Raw genomic sequence first — 17,833 nt, forward strand, 5'->3', positions numbered from 1 at the left:
GAGCCAGGAATGACGAATGATCAACATACTGAACTAGAAACGGAACTAACTCTCGATCAGGTCAAGGACCGTCTGATTGAACAAGGAAAAAAGAGGTCTTCGTTAACGTATAAAGAAATCATGGAGAAGCTCTCACCCTTCGAACAGGATCCGGAGCAAATGGACGAGTTTTTTGAACATTTGGCGGACTTGGGCATCGACATTACCGGCGACAGCGACGAGGAGTTGACCAACCGGAGCCACGATGAAGAAGGCCGGGATTCCAGCAGGGACGAATTCGGTTTTGAAGACGATTTGACATTGCCTCCCGGCATTAAAATCAACGATCCGGTACGGATGTATCTTAAGGAAATCGGCCGGGTTCCCCTGCTAACCGGGGACGATGAACTGGAGTTGGCCAAGCGAATCGAGAACGGCGATGAAGAGGCCAAACGGCGTCTGGCCGAGGCCAACCTGCGGCTCGTCGTCAGTATCGCCAAACGTTATGTGGGCCGGGGCATGTTGTTCCTCGACCTGATTCAGGAAGGGAATATGGGTCTGATTAAAGCCGTAGAGAAGTTCGACTACAGAAAAGGCTTTAAGTTCAGTACCTACGCTACCTGGTGGATCCGCCAGGCCATTACCCGGGCTATCGCCGACCAGGCTAGAACCATTCGGATTCCGGTTCATATGGTCGAAACGATTAACAAATTGATTCGCGTATCGAGACAACTGCTGCAGGAACTCGGGCGGGAACCTACACCGGAAGAAATCGCCGCCGAGATGGATCTCAGTGTAGAGAAAGTGCGGGAAATCATGAAGATTGCCCAAGAGCCGGTGTCGCTCGAAACGCCGATCGGGGAAGAGGACGACTCCCATCTGGGCGACTTTATTGAGGACCAGGAAGCTTTGGCGCCGGCGGATGCCGCCGCATACGAGCTTCTGAAGGAGCAATTGGAGGATGTTCTTGACACGCTGACCGAACGGGAAGAGAATGTGCTTCGCCTGCGTTTCGGATTGGATGACGGCCGCACGAGAACGCTGGAGGAAGTAGGCAAAGTATTCGGCGTGACGCGGGAAAGAATTCGCCAGATCGAAGCCAAAGCGCTCCGCAAATTGCGCCATCCGAGCCGCAGCAAACGGCTGAAGGATTTTCTCGAATAAGCGTGGAACCGACCTTCTGCAGCCAGCAGCAAGGTCTTTTTTTTCGGTGCCGGAGCGCACCGGAGATCGGGAATTATTTCCTTCTTTATGATTTATTGTTATTTATTTTAGCTCTTTTCCGGTGTCATTGCAAATCAAGCGGGGCGGCGGACCGGAGCTGACGGTTCACAAAAAAGGGTAAAAGGATGTGGAGGCTTCTTCATGAAACTTTCGGCCAGATTACAACATATCGCCGATCGGCTCCCTGCCGGGTGCAGGATGGCGGATATCGGCTCGGATCATGCTCTGCTGCCCGTATACGCCGTGCAAAACGGCATCGCCTTATCAGCCATAGCCGGAGAGGTCAATGAGGGTCCGCTCGATGCGGCCCGGCGACAGGTAGCCGAGGCCGGGGAAACCGGGCGCATTTCTGTGAGAAAAGGCGACGGCCTGGCCGTGATCGCGCCGGGCGAGGTCGATTGCATTACGATCGCCGGGATGGGCGGGGCGCTGATCGCTACGATCCTCTCGCAGGGAAAGGAAAAGTTGGCAGGGGTCACGCGCTTGGTGCTCCAGCCGAACGTCGGGGAGGATCTCGTTCGGCGGTGGCTCGTGCAGAACGGCTGGTATTTGACCGACGAAGCCATACTGGAGGAAGACGGAAAGGTTTATGAAATCCTTACGGCAGAGCATGCGGAGGATGCGAACGAGCTAAACGAAGCATTATACCGGGAACGTACTATTCCCGGCTGCTCCGTACCGCTCACTGAAGAGCTTCAACTGTTAATGGGACCTCGGTTGACCATGGCGCCAGAGGAAGTATGGGAAGCCAAATGGCGTTCGGAAATCGCCAAGCTCGAAAAGATACGGAAGTCCGTCGCCGCTTCCAAACAAGAGTCGGCGCGGGAAAAAGCAGAGGAATTGACAAGCCGGATTCATCAGCTTAAGGAGGTCGTGACATGCTTGCCAAAGGTCAAACCGTAATCCAGATCATGGAGCAGCTTGCTCCTAAACATGTCGCCATGGAGGGCGATAAAATCGGTCTGCAGCTTGGGAGTCTGCAGAAGGATATTACCGGCGTGCTCACCGCGCTGGACGTAAATGAAGCGGTGGTGGATGAAGCGATCCGGCTAGGGGCCAATCTGATCATCGCCCATCATGCGATCATTTACCGTCCGCTCGCCAATCTGCAAAGCGACACGCCGATGGGGAAAGTCTACGAGAAGCTGATTAAAAACGACATTGCCGTCTACGTAGCCCATACCAATCTGGATGTAACTGAAGGCGGAATGAACGACTGGATGGCGGAAGCGTTAGGGATCCGGAGCAGCGGCTCCGTGGAGGACATTCATACCGACCATTTGTACAAGCTCGTCGTTTTCGTGCCGAAGGATCACCACAAACGGGTATTGGATGCCGTCCTGAACGCCGGAGCGGGGGCGATCGGCAATTACAGCCACTGCAGCTTTAACATTGAAGGTTACGGCACTTTCGTGCCCGGCGAGGGGACCGATCCTTATATCGGAGAGCAGGGAAAGATGGAGAGAGCGGAAGAAATCCGCATCGAAACCATAGTGCCGCAGAGCATCCGGAACAAAGTAATCCAGGCCATGCTCAAAAGCCATCCCTATGAAGAGGTGGCTTACGATTTATATCCGATGGATCTCAAAGGCCGGACCTTCGGGCTCGGAAGAGTCGGTCCGTTGGATACGCCCGTCACGTTGGAGCAATTTGTGCAGCGGGTGAAGGAGAACCTGAACGTGCCGAAGGTTCGTGTCGTTGGCGATCTAAGCCGCCAGATCAAAAAAGCGGCGGTGCTTGGCGGCTCGGGCGGACGGTATTGGAAGGCGGCGATGTTCCGGGGAGCGGATGTGCTCGTCACGGGGGATATCGACTATCATACGGCACAGGACGCGGAAATGGCCGGTATGACGTTGATCGACCCGGGGCATAACGCGGAGAAAATCATGAAGTCCAAGGTCGCCTCCTGGCTGCGCGAAAAACTTGCGGAGCAGAAATACACTACGGCGGTGCATGCGTCCGAAGTCGAAACGGAGCCTTTTATTTTCCTTTAGTTCCTGCCGTTTCATACTTGTGATTCCGCTCCATTCCCTGTATACTATCAAGTGTTGCCTTCGAAAGTTTGACAGACAATCGCCGGCGGCTTTAAGCCGCGGGAGGAAAGTCCGGGCTCCATAGGGCAGGGTGCTGGATAACGTCCAGTCGGCGCGAGCCGAAGGATAGTGCCACAGAAACGGACCGCCGATGGCCGCTGCAAAGCGTGCACAGGCAAGGATGGAACCGAGGTGTAAGAGACCCCGAGGAACGCTGGTGACTTCGTTCCTGGTAAACCCCACCTGGAGCAAGACCTAATGGGACGCAGCTTCTTTGCTGAAGCAGCCTTAGCCCGAGGCGCGTCCGGGTTGGTCGCTGGAGCCGCCCAGTAATGTGCGGCCTAGATAGATGATTGTCGCTCAACGCGGGAGGGTAGTTCCCGTTTTACCGCAAAGAGTACAGAACCCGGCTTACGGCAAACTTTCATCACTGCAACCTTGTTTTTTCCTTTACAATTGTTCAAAGAGGCTGTCCCGAGCAAATATGCTCAGGGCAGCCTCTTTTCTGTTACTTGCCTTGTTTGAGAATGTTGTCCACCTTACGCTGCATCGACTGCGGCCAGAACTGCAGAGGGGCGTCATTTCCGCCTCCCGCCGCCTCCAACGCCGCGAAGACATCGATCTGTCCGTATCCGAAGTATTTGTCGTGCCCGGGATCCCCGAGATCGATGACATTGCTGCGGATTATATCCATCACCTCGGTGTTCTTCAGCTCCGGGTTGATCGAGCGGATCAGAGCCGCCAGCGCCGATACGTGCGGGCTGGCCATGGAGGTGCCGGACAGGGCGGCGTATTGGTTGTCGGGGTACGTGCTGGCGATGCTTTCGCCCGGGGCCATCACGTCCACGTAGTCGCCGTAATTGGAGAAGGAGGCGCGCTGCTGCCGATAGTCGGTGGCCGAGACGGACAGCACTTCCGGATAGGCGGCGGGATACCCCGGACGCTCCGTGTTATCGTTCCCGGTCGCCGCGATCAGGACGACATCCCGGTCGAAGGCGTACTTAATCGCTTCATGAAGAAACTGGGAGTCGGCATAATTGCCAAGACTCATATTAATCACCTTCGCTCCGTGATCCGTGGCCCAAATAATCCCTTGCGCCACGGAATAAGTCGTCCCGGAACCGGTGCTGTCCAAGGCTTTCACCGGGAGTATTTTGCCTCCCCACATCATGCCGGCGATCCCTTCGTTGTTGTTCACGTTGGCGGAGATGATCCCCGACACGTGGGTTCCGTGTCCGACATCGTCCGAAGGCGCTTGGTCCGGCGCGATGACGTTATAGCCTTCCAGCAGACGACCTTTAAGGTCGGGATGTTTCAGATCCACGCCCGTGTCGACTACTCCGACGATCACGTCGTTGCTGCCCTTGGACAGTGTCCAGCCCCGATTGGTCTCGATGATGGGCAGGTTCCATTGGTAGTCCGAAAACAACAGGTCGTTGGGGATTTCCGGAGACTGTTCATCCGCAAAGCCGGTCCCTTTTTCATTCGTCATGTACAGGTAATGGGGTTCCACATAATTCGGTTTCCAATGTTTATGAAAATAGTCTCGCAGCTGCTGCGCATTCATCGTTTCGGAGCGAAAAATATAGGTTCGTCCGATGTTCCGTGCCGGTTTGCAGTGGAGGTCGGCATGCATTTTTTTCAAGTCCCGTGCGGAAGGGGTCTCCCCGAACGTCACAACGATTTCATTTTCGTAATAATGGCTTGCTTTCTCGTTATCGTGACCGGTTTTTACGGTGATGTCCCGCAAGTTGTCGGCATGTACGGATTCGACCTTGTATTTTCCTTCTTTCGGATACGGAATCAAACGCAGGTTTTTGTTCTGATGTTCCTGCACCCGACGCAATATCCCCGTGTCCATTACCGCGATAATCCCTTCCCCCGTTTTTCCGGAAGGCTCGGCAAGGACGAAATATTTGGGATTCCCGCTTGGGAAGGCGGGAGATTCGTAAGCCCGGCCTTTTTGCAGCGCTTTACGGGCGAAGCCCAGATATCCGTCGATCTGCTTTAAGTCTTGTTTTCCCGGACGGAAGGATTTGCCGCGCATTTCCTGTTCCTGTTCGCCCGACCGCCAACGGAGAGAGAGAAACTGCAAATGGTCTTGTTGGAGGGTCCGGGCGGTCTGCATGCGGCTCGATTGGGAAACGGCCGACCACTGTTCCGCCATGCTCTTCAGATGCCGTTTCGCATCCAGTCGGGCCAATTTTTCCGTTGTCGTCATGTCGCGATGCAGCATCATTTTCTTTAGCTTGTGTTCCTCGGCCGCCTTCACCGGAGTTCCTTTCCCGGAGGGCGGGGGGACGGGCGAAGAGGTGTCCGGAATCAGATTATAGAGGGCAACGGCCGCTACACCCGCCAAAGCCAGAGCGGCCCATCGCTGCCATTTCATCAGAAGTTCCTCCTTTGTAGGCGTCATCGTTGTTATGGATTAGAATGAGGTAAAACCGGGTGTTTTATTCCTTCGGTCCTGGCGGAAGGATACCGCTTTCATCGATTTTATGTTACGATGATTCCGGGGACAAACTATAAAGCGCCGATACCTGACGGCTCAGGGGAGAGGGAGTATGGGAACCATGTCACAAACCAATATCCAGCAACTATGCGCGAGAGCGAGAGAACAATTGAAATCGGCAATCGGCCAAATGGAAACCTTCCTAAACCATACGACGTTGCCACAGCTGGCGGAGGGGCAGGATGAAGAAACCGTCCATTTTTATCGGGGGTTTTTAGCCGATCTTCGTCATTTGCTTGTTTTCTCGGAGGTGTGGCAGGAGAAGCTGGGGATCGTGCTGCGGCGGGGAACGTTTGATCCGGAATCCGCCGAAAAAACGCTTTATCGTGTTTATCACGATTGTGTCAACGCCTTTTTTTATCCTAAAAATGAAAGTTATTCCGAAGATGGGCGGTATGCCTATACCGGTCAAGACGCGATTCGATTCCGCAAGAAACCGGTACGCGCGGCCCGGGACGTTATTATGGAGATCTCCAAAGTATACGAGGAACTGCGCGATGAATTAACGTACTATGAGAGCGATTATCTGACACAGCTCCGGATGCGGAGCAAATAACTCCAAAACCATTATCCAAGATGCCGAGAGATGCCGATTGTGGCATCTTTTTTTGTTGCATTTTAACAGGCAGGGATCCGCATAGACCAACCTGTACCCGGGGAAAATGAAGTGTGAGGTGATCATAATGCCAAACGGGGATAAACCCATTGTTAAATGCAGCGTGTCCAATTGTTCTTACTGGGGTGAACAAAACGTTTGTAAAGCGGATTTAATTATGATCGATATCGATCAGCACGCCGGCGCTCATTACGATGCCGAGTTTGCCGGAGAAGCCTTCGACACCGATCATCGGGACAAAGCCGCCTCGTCCTCGGCAACTTGCTGTCACACCTTTAAGCCGAAATCATCTTAAGAGCTACCTAATTTTAGGAGGTGCTGTGATGACTGATCGAATTAAGGATAAGCGGAAAAGCTCCGTTTCCACAAAGAAGCGTGTGGATTTCCCCAGAAAAACCAACAAGGAAGAGTATGCCGTCGAGGTTGCGCCATTGAGAACCGCCGCGGACCACGAAACCTTGTCGGAACGTTCGAAAGATAACGGTGTCGGAACCTCAAAACAACGTGTGGATTATCCTAAAAAAACGCACAAGGAAGAGTATGCCGTCGAGGTCGCGCCCCTGAGAACCGCCGCGAACCACGAAACCCTGTCGGAACGTTCGAAAGGTAACGGTGTCGGAACCTCAAAACAACGTGTGGATTATCCTAGAAAAACACACACAGAAGAGTATGCCGTCGAGGTCGCGCCCCTGAGAACCGCCGCGAACCGCGAAACGTTGTCGGAACGTACGGAAGGTAAGGGCGTCGGAACCGCAAACCGCTCCCAGGCCGATACGGCCGGGGCGGGCAAAACCGTAGGTTATGTGGGCGTCGGGCTCGGGATCGCCTCCTTGTTCATGTGGTCCATCATCTTGGGCCCGCTGGCTGCCGTAATGGGCTTTTACGCTTACAGCCAGGGTAATAAAACCTCGGGGGCCTGGGCGATCGGGCTCGGGATTGTTTCGACATTGAGCTATTTCGTTCTTATTCCGTTTACCCGCTAAACTTGCTCCGGTTAAGGCTGACGTCGAGAGACGCCGGCCTTTTCGGGATTCGGGAAATTTTTGCAAATTCCGATAAAATAGGTGGTCAAGCGGCGGGTTCCCGTGTAAAATATATGGCATAATACCTTTTGATCGTAGAAGAGGAGTTTAGTTACATGCAAATCGATCCGCGGACTATGGGACAATTGATTCAGCTTCAAACGAGAAGCGAGTTGGATTTACAGGGGAATTCGGTAAAGGGAACCACGGTGGACAGCCAGGGCTCCTTGTTTGACATATTGCTGCAAGAGATGATGATGGCCGAGGGAGAGTCCTCCCTGAAGGATGCCTCCGGAAGCTTGACGGCTTCCGCTCTGGCTTATGGGGACAGCTATGATGGAATGCTCTGGCAAACGCTGCCTGGAAGCGGAAGTCAGGCTGTGGAGCAGGTTATGGGACCAGCCGAGCCGGCTTCGGTGTCCTCCGGGGATCGAACCTCGCGACCGGTCGGGGATCTGGACGAATTGATCGCCATGGCCAGCCGGAGGTACGGCGTATCCGAAAGCTTGATCAAGGCGGTGATCGAGACGGAGTCTTCTTTCAACCCGAAAGCCGTTTCTTCCGCAGGGGCCAAAGGACTAATGCAGTTGATGGACGGAACCGCCGCCGGGCTTGGCGTCAGTGATCCGTTTGACCCTGTCCAGAACATCGATGGGGGAACGCGGTACTTGGCCAATCAAATCAAGCGCTTCGGCGGAAACGAGAATACGGCGCTGGCCGCGTATAACGCAGGGCCGGGGAGACTGCAGAGACTGGGAATTTCCAATGACGCGGAGCTGATGGACAAGCTGCATCTCCTTCCCCGGGAGACGCAGAATTATATCGGCAAAATCGCGGCCGCCCGATCGAAATATGAAGTTTAATCCGCTTGTCTTTTTTAGCGGGCTTATCTAAAGAAGATCAGAAGGAAGAACGCGGGAACCGGAAATGCGTTTTTCCTTTTGGTCTTTTTAACTTTGGGACATGCTTCAGGGGGGATAGACACATGAAATATTTCGATAACGCCGCAACGACGCCTCCCTATAAGGAGGTCATCCATACGATCACCGAGGTAATGTCCGCCCATTACGGAAATCCGTCCTCTTTGCATCGATATGGCGAGGACAGCGCGCGTTTGCTGCAAAAGGCGAGAGAGGTCTGCGCGGAGGCTTTGGGCGTACATGCCGGGGAGATCGTGTTTACTTCCGGGGCGACCGAAAGCAATAACATAGCGGTTAAAGGCGCCGCTCTACAGTGGATAACCCGGGGAAAGCACTTGATTACGACGATGACGGAGCATCCCTCGGTGTTTGAATCCTTCAAGCAGCTGGAGCGGCAAGGCTGGGAGGTAACCTACCTTGAAGTGGACGCGGCGGGGGAAGTAACGGAGGAGCAGGTGGCGCAAGCCGTCAGAACGGATACGGTTCTGGTTTCCGTCATGCATGTCAATAATGAGACGGGGTGCGTGCAGCCGGTCGCTGAAATCGGCAGAATGCTGAAGAAGAAGTATCCCCGGGTGCTTTTTCATGTGGATGGCGTTCAGGGATTCGGCAAGGTGCCATTATACCTTAAGGAGAGCGGCATTGATTTATATAGTCTGTCCGCGCACAAAATAAGAGGGCCGAAGGGAATCGGCCTTCTTTATGTCCGCGAAGACGTTTCGCTCTTCCCGCTGCTGACGGGGGGAGGGCAGGAAGGGGGGCTTCGTCCGGGGACGGAGAACATCCCTTATATCGTCGGCATGGCCAAGGCGGTTCGGATGGCGAAGGAAGCGGAAAAGACGGTATCGGAGAGGCTGAAGCTTTTGCGGGCCACGTTGATGGAGGGGATTTCGCGGCTACCCGAGCTCAAGCTGAATTCGGTCCCGGAGGGAGCGCCCCACATCGTGCATTTTTCCTATCCCGGCATGAAAGCGGAGGCTTTGCTGCATATGCTGGAAGAGGAGGGCTTTCTCGTGTCCACGAAATCCGCATGCTCGTCGAGGAAAGCCGAACCGAGCCGGGTCCTTCAGGCCATGGGGAAATTGCCGGACATCTGCCTTTCGGGCATTCGGATCAGCCTGGGCGACGAGCATACCGAATCGGATATTCAGGACCTGATTGCCGCGCTGAACAAAGCGGTAGGCCGGGTCCGTCATTTAAAGGGAGAGAACCTAACATGATCGCATACGATATGCTATTGCTCCGTTTCGGAGAAATAACGCTAAAAGGAAAAAACCGCATGCGCTTCGAAAAAGCGGCGCTGATGCATATAAAATCTTTGCTGCGTCCGTATCCCGCGGTGGAAATTTTAAGGGAATTCGGCCGGATCTATGTCCTGTTAAACGGGGAACCGGCCAGGGAGATTATTGAAGCCCTGAAGCAGGTATTTGGCGTAACCTCCATCAGCCCGGTCAAGATCGCTCCTCCCCGGCTGGAGGAAATCATAGCTGCTGCAAAGGATTTTGTGAGGGAGCTTCCCGCCGATCGGGCCATTCCGTTCAAAGTGAACGCCCGGCGTGTCTGGAAGCCGTTCCCTTACGGGTCGCAGGAAATGAACCGGCTGATCGGGGGACCTGTCCTTCAGGCGTCCCCGCAGCTTAAGGTGGATGTCCATCACCCGGAAGTGGAGCTGCGCGTGGAGATTCGCGAGCAGGGGGCTTATATTTTCTCCGAAGTGATTCCGGGAGCCGGCGGCTTCCCGCTGGGAACCAACGGCAAGGCGATGCTGCTGCTTTCCGGAGGGATCGACAGCCCGGTCGCGGGATGGTCCGCGATGCGCCGCGGGCTTGAGATCGAATGCGTGCATTTTCACAGCTATCCGTTTACGAGCAAGAGAGCGGAGGAAAAAGTGATCGAGTTGGCGAAAGTATTGTCCCGGTATGCCGGCCAGGTCAAATTGCATCTCGTTCCGTTTACGGAAATTCAAACGTCGCTGGCCAGAACCGGGCAGGATAATTTGATCATCACGCTGATGCGAAGATCCATGCTTCGGATCGCCACCAGGCTCGCCGAACAAAGCGGCGCGCTGGCGCTCGTCACGGGGGACAGTCTGGGCCAGGTGGCCAGCCAAACGCTGCCCAGCATGAATGTCATCGGGCGGGCTACCGATCTGCCGCTGCTTCGTCCGCTGGTGATGAACGACAAAGAGGATATCATACAAACGGCGAAAAAAATCGGGACGTATGACCTGTCGATTTTGCCGTATGAAGACTGCTGCACCCTCTTCGTTCCCAAGTCCCCTTCGACGAATCCGAATCTGCGGATTGTGGAGAAGATCGAAGCGGGACTAACGGAGCTCGCCGAGCAGGTGGAGGCTGCCGTGAAGGGCACGGAAACGCTGGTCATCCGGCCGCATGAAGAGGTGAAGCGGAGGTCCGACCAAGAAGAGGGAGCCGCGGTTCCCGACAAATGGTTCTAAAAAAAATAGCTCCCGGAAGCCTTCTATATAAGATGAACTCTTTAGTTCAACTTATTTAGATTCGGCTTCGGGAGCGATTTTCTTTTCCGACAGCTACTTATCGGGTTGCCGGGTGAGACTTGGCTTTCTTCTTCTCTCCGCGCTGCTTCTGTTTCTTCAGATAGCCGGCCAACAGAACGCCAGCGACGACCAGGGCAATAAACAGGTACCGCAGCAGAGGGTTGTCCTCAAAAAAGTGCAGGAAATGCGGCTCTTCGGTAATCATGTGGGATGCGGTGTACGCGAGAACGCCGGCGCCAACGTAGGCGATCCACGGAAACAAGGTCAACAGTTTGATAAACAGGGTGCTTCCCCAAATGACGATCGGAACGCTGATCAGCAAGCCGATCACCACGAGAATCATATGTTGGCCGGATGCTCCGGCGACGGCAATCACATTATCGAGCCCCATCGCCGCGTCGGCGATGACGATCGTACGGACGGCGGGCCAAAGCGAATCCTTGGCTTCGATGGAATCGTGGTCGCCGTCATCGGCGAGCACTTTGTACGCGATGAATATGAGCATAAGGCCGCCGACCGCCAAAAGCCACGGAATTTGCAAAAGCCATACCACGATCAGCGTAGCCAGAATACGAAGCACAACGGCACCGCCGGTACCGTATAGAATCGCCTTCTTCTGCACGCTTTTCGGAAGTTTACGGGCCGCCATACCGATGACGATGGCGTTGTCTCCGGCCAGGATCAAATCGATGAATATGATGTTGACCAGAGCGAGAAAAAATGCTGGACTGAATAATTCCACTTAAAAGTCACTTCCTCTACACACGTATATACGAATTATTTAACCAAAAGGATTCATTTGTCCAGATTTTTTATTGCCGACAAAAGTTCAGCATAGCTTGCCCCCTTGGGACATACATGTTTAGAGGGGGGATGTCTTGTGGAACAGTTGCTTCTGCTTTCCGAGATTTTGATTATCAATCTGGTGCTCAGCGGGGATAATGCGCTGGTCATTGCCATGGCCAGCAAAGACCTGCCGCCGGCGCAGCGTAAGCAGGCGGTCTGGTGGGGAGCTCTCGGCGCGGTGCTGCTGCGTTGTCTCCTAACCTGGATCGCCGTTATTATATTGCGGATTCCTTTCATCCAAGCGGCCGGGGGGCTGATGCTTGCCGGAATCGCATTTAAGCTTCTTATGCCGCATGCGGAGGACACCCGGGTGAAGGAAGCTCGGACGTTATGGCGTGCGGTACAAACGATTTTGGCCGCCGATTTTATCATGAGCCTGGACAATGTTCTTGCCATCGCGGCGATTGCCGAGGGAGATCTGGCGATCCTGGTGATCGGTATCGGCATCAGCATTCCGATCGTAGTTTGGGGAAGCAACCTGATTGCCGAATGGCTGCAGCGCTTGCCGATTCTGACCTACGCCGGTGCGGGAATTTTGGGATATACGGCTGGAGAAATGCTCCTTAACGATCCCAAGCTGGGAGCCCTGCTTGAAACGATCGTGCCGTCGTTGGCGCATCTGTTGCCGTTTGTGCTGGCCGCGCTCGTTATTATGTTCGGCTGGGCCCATAAATATAATGCCAATCGCGGGTAATTCAAAATGTGTCGTCCAGACGGGCGGCCTGCAAAAAATCATTCCGTCGCCGCGCGGCGGAGTGGTTTTTTTTGCTTTGTTCGTGATAAACTGGAATGAGAAGGAAGTCGACATTTGCTGCGGCCTGTCCTTCATTGTCATCTGGAAGGTGTGTGATGGGATGTCCGATAACAACAAACTCACGACGGGAATACTGATTTTGGCCGCAGGTATCGTCATCCTGCTGGGAAAGCTCGGGGTGTTCAGCTTTTTGGGCAAGGCGCTTTGGCCTTTGATTCTGCTGGTCCCGGGGATTATTTTTCATCTGTGGCATTTTTGGCGGAAAGGGCCTTCCGAACTGCTTCTGCCGGGTGGAATACTGGTCGTTTACAGTATTCTGTTCTTCATTGCGAATTTCTGGGGTTGGCATACGTTCAAGTACACTTGGCCCGGACTGATTCTCGGCATTGCGGTCGGGCTCTATGAATATGAGTATTTCTCCAAAATGCGTCAAAGCGGCGTTTTGCTCGCAGCCGTCATCTTAGCGGCCGTGTCCGTCATCTGCTTCGGATTTACACTGTTCTCGCTGGCGCTGATCTATGTGGTGGCCATCGTCTTGATCGCCGTCGGAACCTGGCTGATCGCCGCCCGTGGCAAAACCCGGCGCAATTGGTAATACCGCAGAGAAGTTCTTGAAATTTTCATGATTTTGCGTATAATATAAGGGATATGTCCAAGCGTCGGTGATGTGAATTATCCGACGCTTGTTTTGTGGTGAATCAAGCTAATCCAAGCTTTATGGAATAAGTAAACAGAGATGAAAGGATTTGGAGAAAACCCATGCATGAAAGAAAAAACATTCGCAACATTGCGATTATTGCCCACGTCGACCACGGCAAAACGACGCTTGTCGACAAGCTGCTCCAGCAATCCGGCATTTATCGGGAGAACGAAGCCGTTCAAGAACGCGCGATGGATTCCAACGATCTTGAGCGGGAACGCGGGATTACGATTTTGGCGAAGAACACCGCCATCACGTATAAAGATTATTTGATCAACATCGTGGACACCCCGGGACACGCCGATTTTGGCGGCGAGGTGGAGCGGATCATGAAGATGGTCGACGGCGTGCTGCTCGTTGTCGACGCGTACGAAGGCTGTATGCCGCAGACGAAGTTCGTGCTACGCAAAGCGCTGGAGCATCAACTGACTCCGATCGTGGTCGTCAACAAAATCGACCGTCCGGCCGCTCGCCCGGCGGAAGTGATCGACGAGGTTCTCGATTTGTTCATTGAACTCGAAGCCAATGATGAGCAGCTGGAATTCCCGGTTGTCTATGCTTCCGCACTCAACGGAACCTCCAGTCTGGATCCGGAGAAGCAGGACGAGAACATGCTCGCTTTGTATGAGACGATTGTCGAACATATCCCGGCGCCGACCGAGAAAGTGGATGAACCGCTGCAGTTCCTGGTGACGCTGATGGATTATAACGAATACCTGGGCCGGATCGCCATCGGCCGCGTCAACCGGGGGGTCATTCGTCAAGGCCAGAGCGTGGCGGTGATGACCCGCGAAGGCGGCAAGAAAATGGCGAGAATCGAGAAGCTGTTCGGATTCCAAGGGTTGAAGCGGGTGGAGATCGAGGAAGCGGGCGCCGGCGATATCGTGGCGATCGCGGGAATCAAGGACATCAACATCGGGGAAACGATCGCGGACCCGAACCAGCCGGAAGCGTTGCCGGTTCTGAAAATCGATGAGCCTACCCTGCAGATGACCTTCCTCGTGAACAACAGCCCGTTTGCGGGACGCGAAGGCAAATGGGTCACCTCGCGGAAATTGCGCGAGCGTCTCTTTAAAGAACTGGAGACCGACGTTTCGCTCCGCGTGGATGAAACGGACAGCCCGGACGCATTCATCGTATCCGGCCGCGGTGAGCTTCATCTCGGAATTCTGATCGAGAATATGCGCCGCGAAGGCTATGAGCTTCAGGTTTCGAAGCCGGAGGTTATCATTAAGGAAATCGACGGCGTCAAAATGGAACCGATCGAACGCCTGCTGATCGACGTACCGGAGGAAAGCATGGGCGCCGTAATGGAAAGCCTCGGCTCCCGCAAAGCGGAGATGGTGAACATGATCAATACGGGGACGGGACAAGTCCGGCTTGAGTTCCTGATTCCCGCCCGCGGTCTGATCGGCTACACCACGCATTTCCTGACCTTGACGCGCGGTTACGGCGTGATGAATCATGCGTACGACAGCTATGGACCGTTGGTGGGCGGACAGGTCGGCGGACGACATGAAGGCGTGCTGGTGTCCAGCGAAAACGGCGTTTCCACGCTGTATGGCATCCTGTCGATCGAGGATCGGGGAACTTTGTTTGTCGAGCCGGGTACGGAGATTTATGAGGGAATGATCGTCGGCGAACATAACCGCGATAACGACATCGTCGTCAATATTTGTAAAGAGAAGCAATTGACCAACGTGCGTTCGGCGACGAAAGACGAGACGGTCAAAATGAAAACGCCGCGTCTCTTTTCTCTGGAACAAGCGCTGGAATATTTGAACGATGATGAATATTGCGAAGTGACGCCGAAATCGGTCAGACTCCGCAAGAAAATTTTGAACAAGAGCGAGCGCGAACGTGCGGAAAAACACCGCAAAAACGCGGAAGCCAATCTATAATTCATCACAAATAGTAATTCATGAATGAAACCATGAAGGAGGGACCCGTCTTGCAGGCTTGGTTCGCGCAAAATCCGGTCATTTCATATCTACTCATTTTTGTCCTGGTGATTTTCGTGTACAACAAAGTGTTTCGCACGGGGCAGAAACTCCCGCTACTCAAGGAGATCCTGCTGTACGTGCTGATGGCGATCGGGTCTTTCCTTTTGCTGATTTTTCAGATTGACAAGCTGCCGATTATTCAATGTCTCCTTGTCGCCGTTGTTTTGATGCTGATGGTGCGGATTCGCTACTTTGTCGAAGGGCGCCGCAAGCGGAAGCAGGAGGCGGCCGCCCCATCTGGGCAAGGAACGGCAGCTAACAAACAAGAGTAGCCGTAAACCGACGTAACTTTTAAAGCATGAGGATCGTCCTTATTAACACGACTATTTTACTTGAAATCAGGTGTTATATTTCATGAGTTCTGATCGCAGCGGGCTGCCCCCACGGGGGAAGAGCCAAAAGAGCACATCCAAAACTTCGAAGCCCAGGAAGAAAAAGAAGAAGTCGGGCGGAAAAACGTTTCTCAAAATAATTCTCAGCCTGATGATCTTCGCCGTTGTCGGCGTGGGGGCTTACGCCGGTTATCTGTATCTGACCATGGACAAGGTGATTGACGATACCGGAACCTCCGGCACAGTGGCTCCCGAAAAATCCGCCAAAGTCAAACCGCTTACGATGCTGCTGCTCGGCACGGATTACCGCAAGGAGACGGGAACGCATCTGAGCGACGTCATGATGGTGGTGGCGATGAATCCGGAGACGAAATCAGCCACGGTAGTATCGCTGCCGCGGGACACCCTTCTTGAATTGGACGGCTATCGGCCGGATAAGTTAAATGCCTATTACCCGAACTTCCTGGCCGCCGAGAAGAAGTCGGGCATCCCTGCGGAGCAGGAGATGAAGACGATGATCGGGAAGTATTTCGATCTGCCGATCGATTATGTGACCGTGGTGAACTTCCAGGGTTTCCGCGATGTGGTTGACGCGCTCGGGGGCGTCGATGTCAATGTCGATGCGAACATGTGTTATCGGGACAGAGCCGACGGCACCGATATTAATTTGAAGGCGGGGCCGCAGCATTTGAACGGGGAGGATGCGCTCGGTTATGTACGGTATCGGAAATCGAACTGTAAACCGAGAACGAAAGCGTCCGACGACTTCGACCGGAACCGGCGGCAAAACGAGGTGCTTCACGCTTTGATCGACCAGGCCAAGTCGCTGAACGGCGTACTTGGCGCAGGCAAGGTCATCGAATCCGTCGGCAAGAATATGGAGACCGACCTGGAATCCGAGCAAATGAAGAATATGATCTCCACTTACTGGAACATCTCGAAGGAGAACGTGGATTTTGTCCCGGTTACGGGGCGGTGGAAAAGCCCTTATGTTTACCTGAGCGAGAAAGAGTTTGAAAAGGCCAAGCAGGCGTTGAAAGACGAGCTTGCCGGAACCAAGCCGGCGGCCTCGGAAGATACATCGGGAACGGTACAAGCGGGCGAGTAAGGATTGAATGCAAGTTTTCGGCAATGTTATAATACAATTGATATTAGTAATTTGTATTTCAGGAGGGCTGGCATGATGTCCGAACTCGTTACCCAATTGTCCGAAGCCTTGTACACCGCATTTCAATCCGAAACTTTCGTACTTCTAAGCACGGTGGATGAAGAAACCGGCGGACCGACCTCCAGCGCGATTTCCTGGATTTACGCCCGGGATTATTCCACCCTGCGCTTTGCCTTGGATCACAGATCAAGGCTGGTTCGCAACATCATGGCCCATCCGAGAATTACGGTTACGGTGTTTGGCGAGGAAACGATTTATGCGATAAACGGCAAAGCGGAAGTGGTGCAGGACCCGCTTGAAGGGGTCCCTTTCAAAATGTGCTGCTTCGATCTGAAGATCGATGCGGTTCGCAATGCGCTGTTTTATGGAGCACAGCTTGCGTCCGCGCCGACCTATGCCAAGGTCTATGATCAGCGCGCGGCGGAAATGCTGGACAACCAGGTTTTTGCCGCAATGAAAAAAGCCTAGCGATTTTTTTCGCTGGGCTTTTTCTTTTGGACATCCCCGGCGGTTATCTTCCGGGTGCCATGTTCATTTGCCGCTGCGTTCTATTGCCGGTGCCGTTAGGGTGATTCCCAGGGGCAGTTTGGTTCGTGCCATCGGTACGATTCCCGGTGCCGCCCTGATTTTGACCCTCCCGGGGGTGCGTATCGGCCGGCATTTGCGGAACGATCCGACCGATAATGTCCGCCAGCTCCGTGGCGAATCCGGCAACCGGTTGGCCGTTCGCGATTTTGTTGCCGATTTCGGTGATGCGCTGGTTGAGATCGATATCGGCGGTGACGATCGCTCCGGCTCCGTGCGGGTCTTTCCGCAGCGCCTCGGCCGCCGCGTATTTAATGCTTCCGACCCGGGCCCGTTCCAGCTTGGCGTCAACGTCGATGCCGACGACCGCGGTTTTGCCCAAAATCACGCAATGGGCCCCACGGACGCCGGGAATACGTCTAACGAGCTCTTCCAGATGAGCCTGGCGATCCTGTTGCGACATCGTTCCGTCTACGTTATTTTTTCTTATTCCGTTTCCTAATTCGTTGCCGCCTCGCATCCGTTGAACCTGGTTCGCATGCGTTTGATCCTGAGGAGAGGGTGATGCATTTCTAGAACCTGTGGCACAACTGGTAAGCAGAAACATCGTCATAAACAAACACAGCCATATTCGCATTAAGCTGACCCGTCCTTTCTATAAGGAATTTGATTGCCTCTACC

The 17,833-nt window shown here is 54.0% G+C and carries 18 protein-coding genes and 1 other RNA gene; 16 read left to right on the top strand and 3 right to left on the bottom strand.

The window, feature by feature from the left end; genetic code table 11:
• Positions 1 to 9 precede the first annotated feature (9 nt).
• The 4 genes from rpoD (at position 10) to rnpB (ending at position 3,665) form a co-directional block, all read left to right on the top strand.
• A complete protein-coding gene (rpoD, locus tag LBW89_RS08255; RefSeq protein WP_148451563.1) occupies positions 10 to 1,143 on the top strand; it encodes an RNA polymerase sigma factor RpoD in 1,134 nt (377 codons plus the stop codon).
• Positions 1,144 to 1,344: 201 nt separating this feature from the next.
• Positions 1,345 to 2,106 carry a tRNA (adenine(22)-N(1))-methyltransferase gene (locus tag LBW89_RS08260; RefSeq protein ID WP_148451564.1) on the top strand — a complete coding sequence of 254 codons (762 nt, stop codon included), beginning with the start codon at positions 1,345 to 1,347 and terminating at the stop codon, positions 2,104 to 2,106.
• On the top strand, positions 2,082 to 3,197 hold the full coding sequence (locus tag LBW89_RS08265; RefSeq protein ID WP_148451565.1) for a Nif3-like dinuclear metal center hexameric protein: 1,116 nt from the start codon (positions 2,082 to 2,084) through the stop codon (positions 3,195 to 3,197). Before LBW89_RS08260 ends, LBW89_RS08265 begins: the two co-directional genes overlap by 25 nt.
• Positions 3,198 to 3,260: 63 nt before the next feature.
• An RNA gene (rnpB, locus tag LBW89_RS08270) (RNase P RNA component class A) lies at positions 3,261 to 3,665 on the top strand.
• Between the two features lie 79 nt (positions 3,666 to 3,744).
• On the opposite strand, the gene LBW89_RS08275 is transcribed toward rnpB, so the two are convergent.
• Positions 3,745 to 5,625: a S8 family peptidase gene (locus tag LBW89_RS08275; RefSeq protein ID WP_148451566.1), complete on the bottom strand. Its 1,881-nt coding sequence runs from the start codon at positions 5,623 to 5,625 to the stop codon at positions 3,745 to 3,747.
• A gap of 184 nt (positions 5,626 to 5,809) precedes the next feature.
• On the opposite strand from LBW89_RS08275, the gene LBW89_RS08280 reads away from it, so the two are divergent.
• The 6 genes from LBW89_RS08280 to thiI all read left to right on the top strand — a co-directional run bounded on the left by LBW89_RS08280 (position 5,810) and on the right by thiI (position 10,764).
• Positions 5,810 to 6,304, top strand: a complete 495-nt coding sequence (locus tag LBW89_RS08280) for a YpuI family protein (protein WP_148451567.1) — start codon at positions 5,810 to 5,812, stop codon at positions 6,302 to 6,304.
• Positions 6,305 to 6,431: 127 nt separating this feature from the next.
• Positions 6,432 to 6,659 (top strand): DUF1540 domain-containing protein, encoded by a 228-nt coding sequence (locus LBW89_RS08285; protein WP_148451568.1) that lies wholly within the window; start codon positions 6,432 to 6,434, stop codon positions 6,657 to 6,659.
• A gap of 265 nt (positions 6,660 to 6,924) precedes the next feature.
• Positions 6,925 to 7,347, top strand: coding sequence for a hypothetical protein (locus LBW89_RS27885; protein WP_373317700.1), 423 nt, complete (start codon positions 6,925 to 6,927; stop codon positions 7,345 to 7,347).
• Positions 7,348 to 7,502: 155 nt separating this feature from the next.
• The gene (locus LBW89_RS08295) at positions 7,503 to 8,249 is read left to right on the top strand and encodes a lytic transglycosylase domain-containing protein (RefSeq protein WP_148451569.1); all 747 of its coding nucleotides are present in this window, start codon (positions 7,503 to 7,505) and stop codon (positions 8,247 to 8,249) included.
• Between the two features lie 122 nt (positions 8,250 to 8,371).
• Positions 8,372 to 9,526 carry a cysteine desulfurase family protein gene (locus tag LBW89_RS08300; RefSeq protein ID WP_148451570.1) on the top strand — a complete coding sequence of 385 codons (1,155 nt, stop codon included), beginning with the start codon at positions 8,372 to 8,374 and terminating at the stop codon, positions 9,524 to 9,526.
• A complete protein-coding gene (gene thiI / locus LBW89_RS08305) occupies positions 9,526 to 10,764 on the top strand; it encodes a tRNA uracil 4-sulfurtransferase ThiI (protein WP_148452638.1) in 1,239 nt (412 codons plus the stop codon). Before LBW89_RS08300 ends, thiI begins: the two co-directional genes overlap by 1 nt.
• 97 nt (positions 10,765 to 10,861) lie before the next feature.
• On the opposite strand, the gene LBW89_RS08310 is transcribed toward thiI, so the two are convergent.
• Positions 10,862 to 11,566 (bottom strand): TerC family protein, encoded by a 705-nt coding sequence (locus tag LBW89_RS08310; protein ID WP_148451571.1) that lies wholly within the window; start codon positions 11,564 to 11,566, stop codon positions 10,862 to 10,864.
• Between the two features lie 138 nt (positions 11,567 to 11,704).
• On the opposite strand from LBW89_RS08310, the gene LBW89_RS08315 reads away from it, so the two are divergent.
• From LBW89_RS08315 to LBW89_RS08340, 6 genes are all read left to right on the top strand, one after another.
• Positions 11,705 to 12,364, top strand: coding sequence for a TerC family protein (locus LBW89_RS08315; protein ID WP_148451572.1), 660 nt, complete (start codon positions 11,705 to 11,707; stop codon positions 12,362 to 12,364).
• Complete coding sequence (locus LBW89_RS08320) at positions 12,348 to 13,019, top strand: hypothetical protein (RefSeq protein ID WP_225038943.1); 672 nt, start codon at positions 12,348 to 12,350, stop codon at positions 13,017 to 13,019. Before LBW89_RS08315 ends, LBW89_RS08320 begins: the two co-directional genes overlap by 17 nt.
• Before the next feature lie 164 nt (positions 13,020 to 13,183).
• The gene (typA, locus tag LBW89_RS08325) at positions 13,184 to 15,025 is read left to right on the top strand and encodes a translational GTPase TypA (RefSeq protein WP_148451573.1); all 1,842 of its coding nucleotides are present in this window, start codon (positions 13,184 to 13,186) and stop codon (positions 15,023 to 15,025) included.
• 50 nt (positions 15,026 to 15,075) lie between these two features.
• Positions 15,076 to 15,399: a YlaH-like family protein gene (locus LBW89_RS08330; protein ID WP_148451574.1), complete on the top strand. Its 324-nt coding sequence runs from the start codon at positions 15,076 to 15,078 to the stop codon at positions 15,397 to 15,399.
• Between the two features lie 82 nt (positions 15,400 to 15,481).
• Positions 15,482 to 16,567 (top strand): LCP family protein, encoded by a 1,086-nt coding sequence (locus LBW89_RS08335; protein WP_148451575.1) that lies wholly within the window; start codon positions 15,482 to 15,484, stop codon positions 16,565 to 16,567.
• A gap of 75 nt (positions 16,568 to 16,642) precedes the next feature.
• Positions 16,643 to 17,095 (top strand): pyridoxamine 5'-phosphate oxidase family protein, encoded by a 453-nt coding sequence (locus LBW89_RS08340; RefSeq protein WP_148452642.1) that lies wholly within the window; start codon positions 16,643 to 16,645, stop codon positions 17,093 to 17,095.
• 43 nt (positions 17,096 to 17,138) lie between these two features.
• On the opposite strand, the gene LBW89_RS08345 is transcribed toward LBW89_RS08340, so the two are convergent.
• A complete protein-coding gene (locus LBW89_RS08345) occupies positions 17,139 to 17,789 on the bottom strand; it encodes a YhcN/YlaJ family sporulation lipoprotein (protein WP_148451576.1) in 651 nt (216 codons plus the stop codon).
• Between the last annotated feature and the right edge of the window lie 44 nt (positions 17,790 to 17,833).

Origin of the sequence: Paenibacillus sp. alder61 (genome assembly GCF_020179875.1) — a bacterium.
Taxonomy (GTDB): Bacteria; Bacillota; Bacilli; order Paenibacillales; family Paenibacillaceae; genus Fontibacillus; species Fontibacillus faecis.

Bases quoted from the DNA above. Each gene is read 5' to 3' on its own strand.
- rpoD (WP_148451563.1), top strand. From the start codon at position 10: ATGACGAATGATCAACATACTGAACTAGAAACGGAACTAACTCTCGAT.
- LBW89_RS08260 (WP_148451564.1), top strand. From the start codon at position 1,345: ATGAAACTTTCGGCCAGATTACAACATATCGCCGATCGGCTCCCTGCC.
- LBW89_RS08265 (WP_148451565.1), top strand. From the start codon at position 2,082: ATGCTTGCCAAAGGTCAAACCGTAATCCAGATCATGGAGCAGCTTGCT.
- LBW89_RS08275 (WP_148451566.1), bottom strand. From the start codon at position 5,625: ATGAAATGGCAGCGATGGGCCGCTCTGGCTTTGGCGGGTGTAGCGGCC.
- LBW89_RS08280 (WP_148451567.1), top strand. From the start codon at position 5,810: ATGTCACAAACCAATATCCAGCAACTATGCGCGAGAGCGAGAGAACAA.
- LBW89_RS08285 (WP_148451568.1), top strand. From the start codon at position 6,432: ATGCCAAACGGGGATAAACCCATTGTTAAATGCAGCGTGTCCAATTGT.
- LBW89_RS08295 (WP_148451569.1), top strand. From the start codon at position 7,503: ATGCAAATCGATCCGCGGACTATGGGACAATTGATTCAGCTTCAAACG.
- LBW89_RS08300 (WP_148451570.1), top strand. From the start codon at position 8,372: ATGAAATATTTCGATAACGCCGCAACGACGCCTCCCTATAAGGAGGTC.
- LBW89_RS08320 (WP_225038943.1), top strand. From the start codon at position 12,348: ATGCCAATCGCGGGTAATTCAAAATGTGTCGTCCAGACGGGCGGCCTG.
- typA (WP_148451573.1), top strand. From the start codon at position 13,184: ATGCATGAAAGAAAAAACATTCGCAACATTGCGATTATTGCCCACGTC.
- LBW89_RS08335 (WP_148451575.1), top strand. From the start codon at position 15,482: ATGAGTTCTGATCGCAGCGGGCTGCCCCCACGGGGGAAGAGCCAAAAG.
- LBW89_RS08340 (WP_148452642.1), top strand. From the start codon at position 16,643: ATGTCCGAACTCGTTACCCAATTGTCCGAAGCCTTGTACACCGCATTT.
- LBW89_RS08345 (WP_148451576.1), bottom strand. From the start codon at position 17,789: ATGCGAATATGGCTGTGTTTGTTTATGACGATGTTTCTGCTTACCAGT.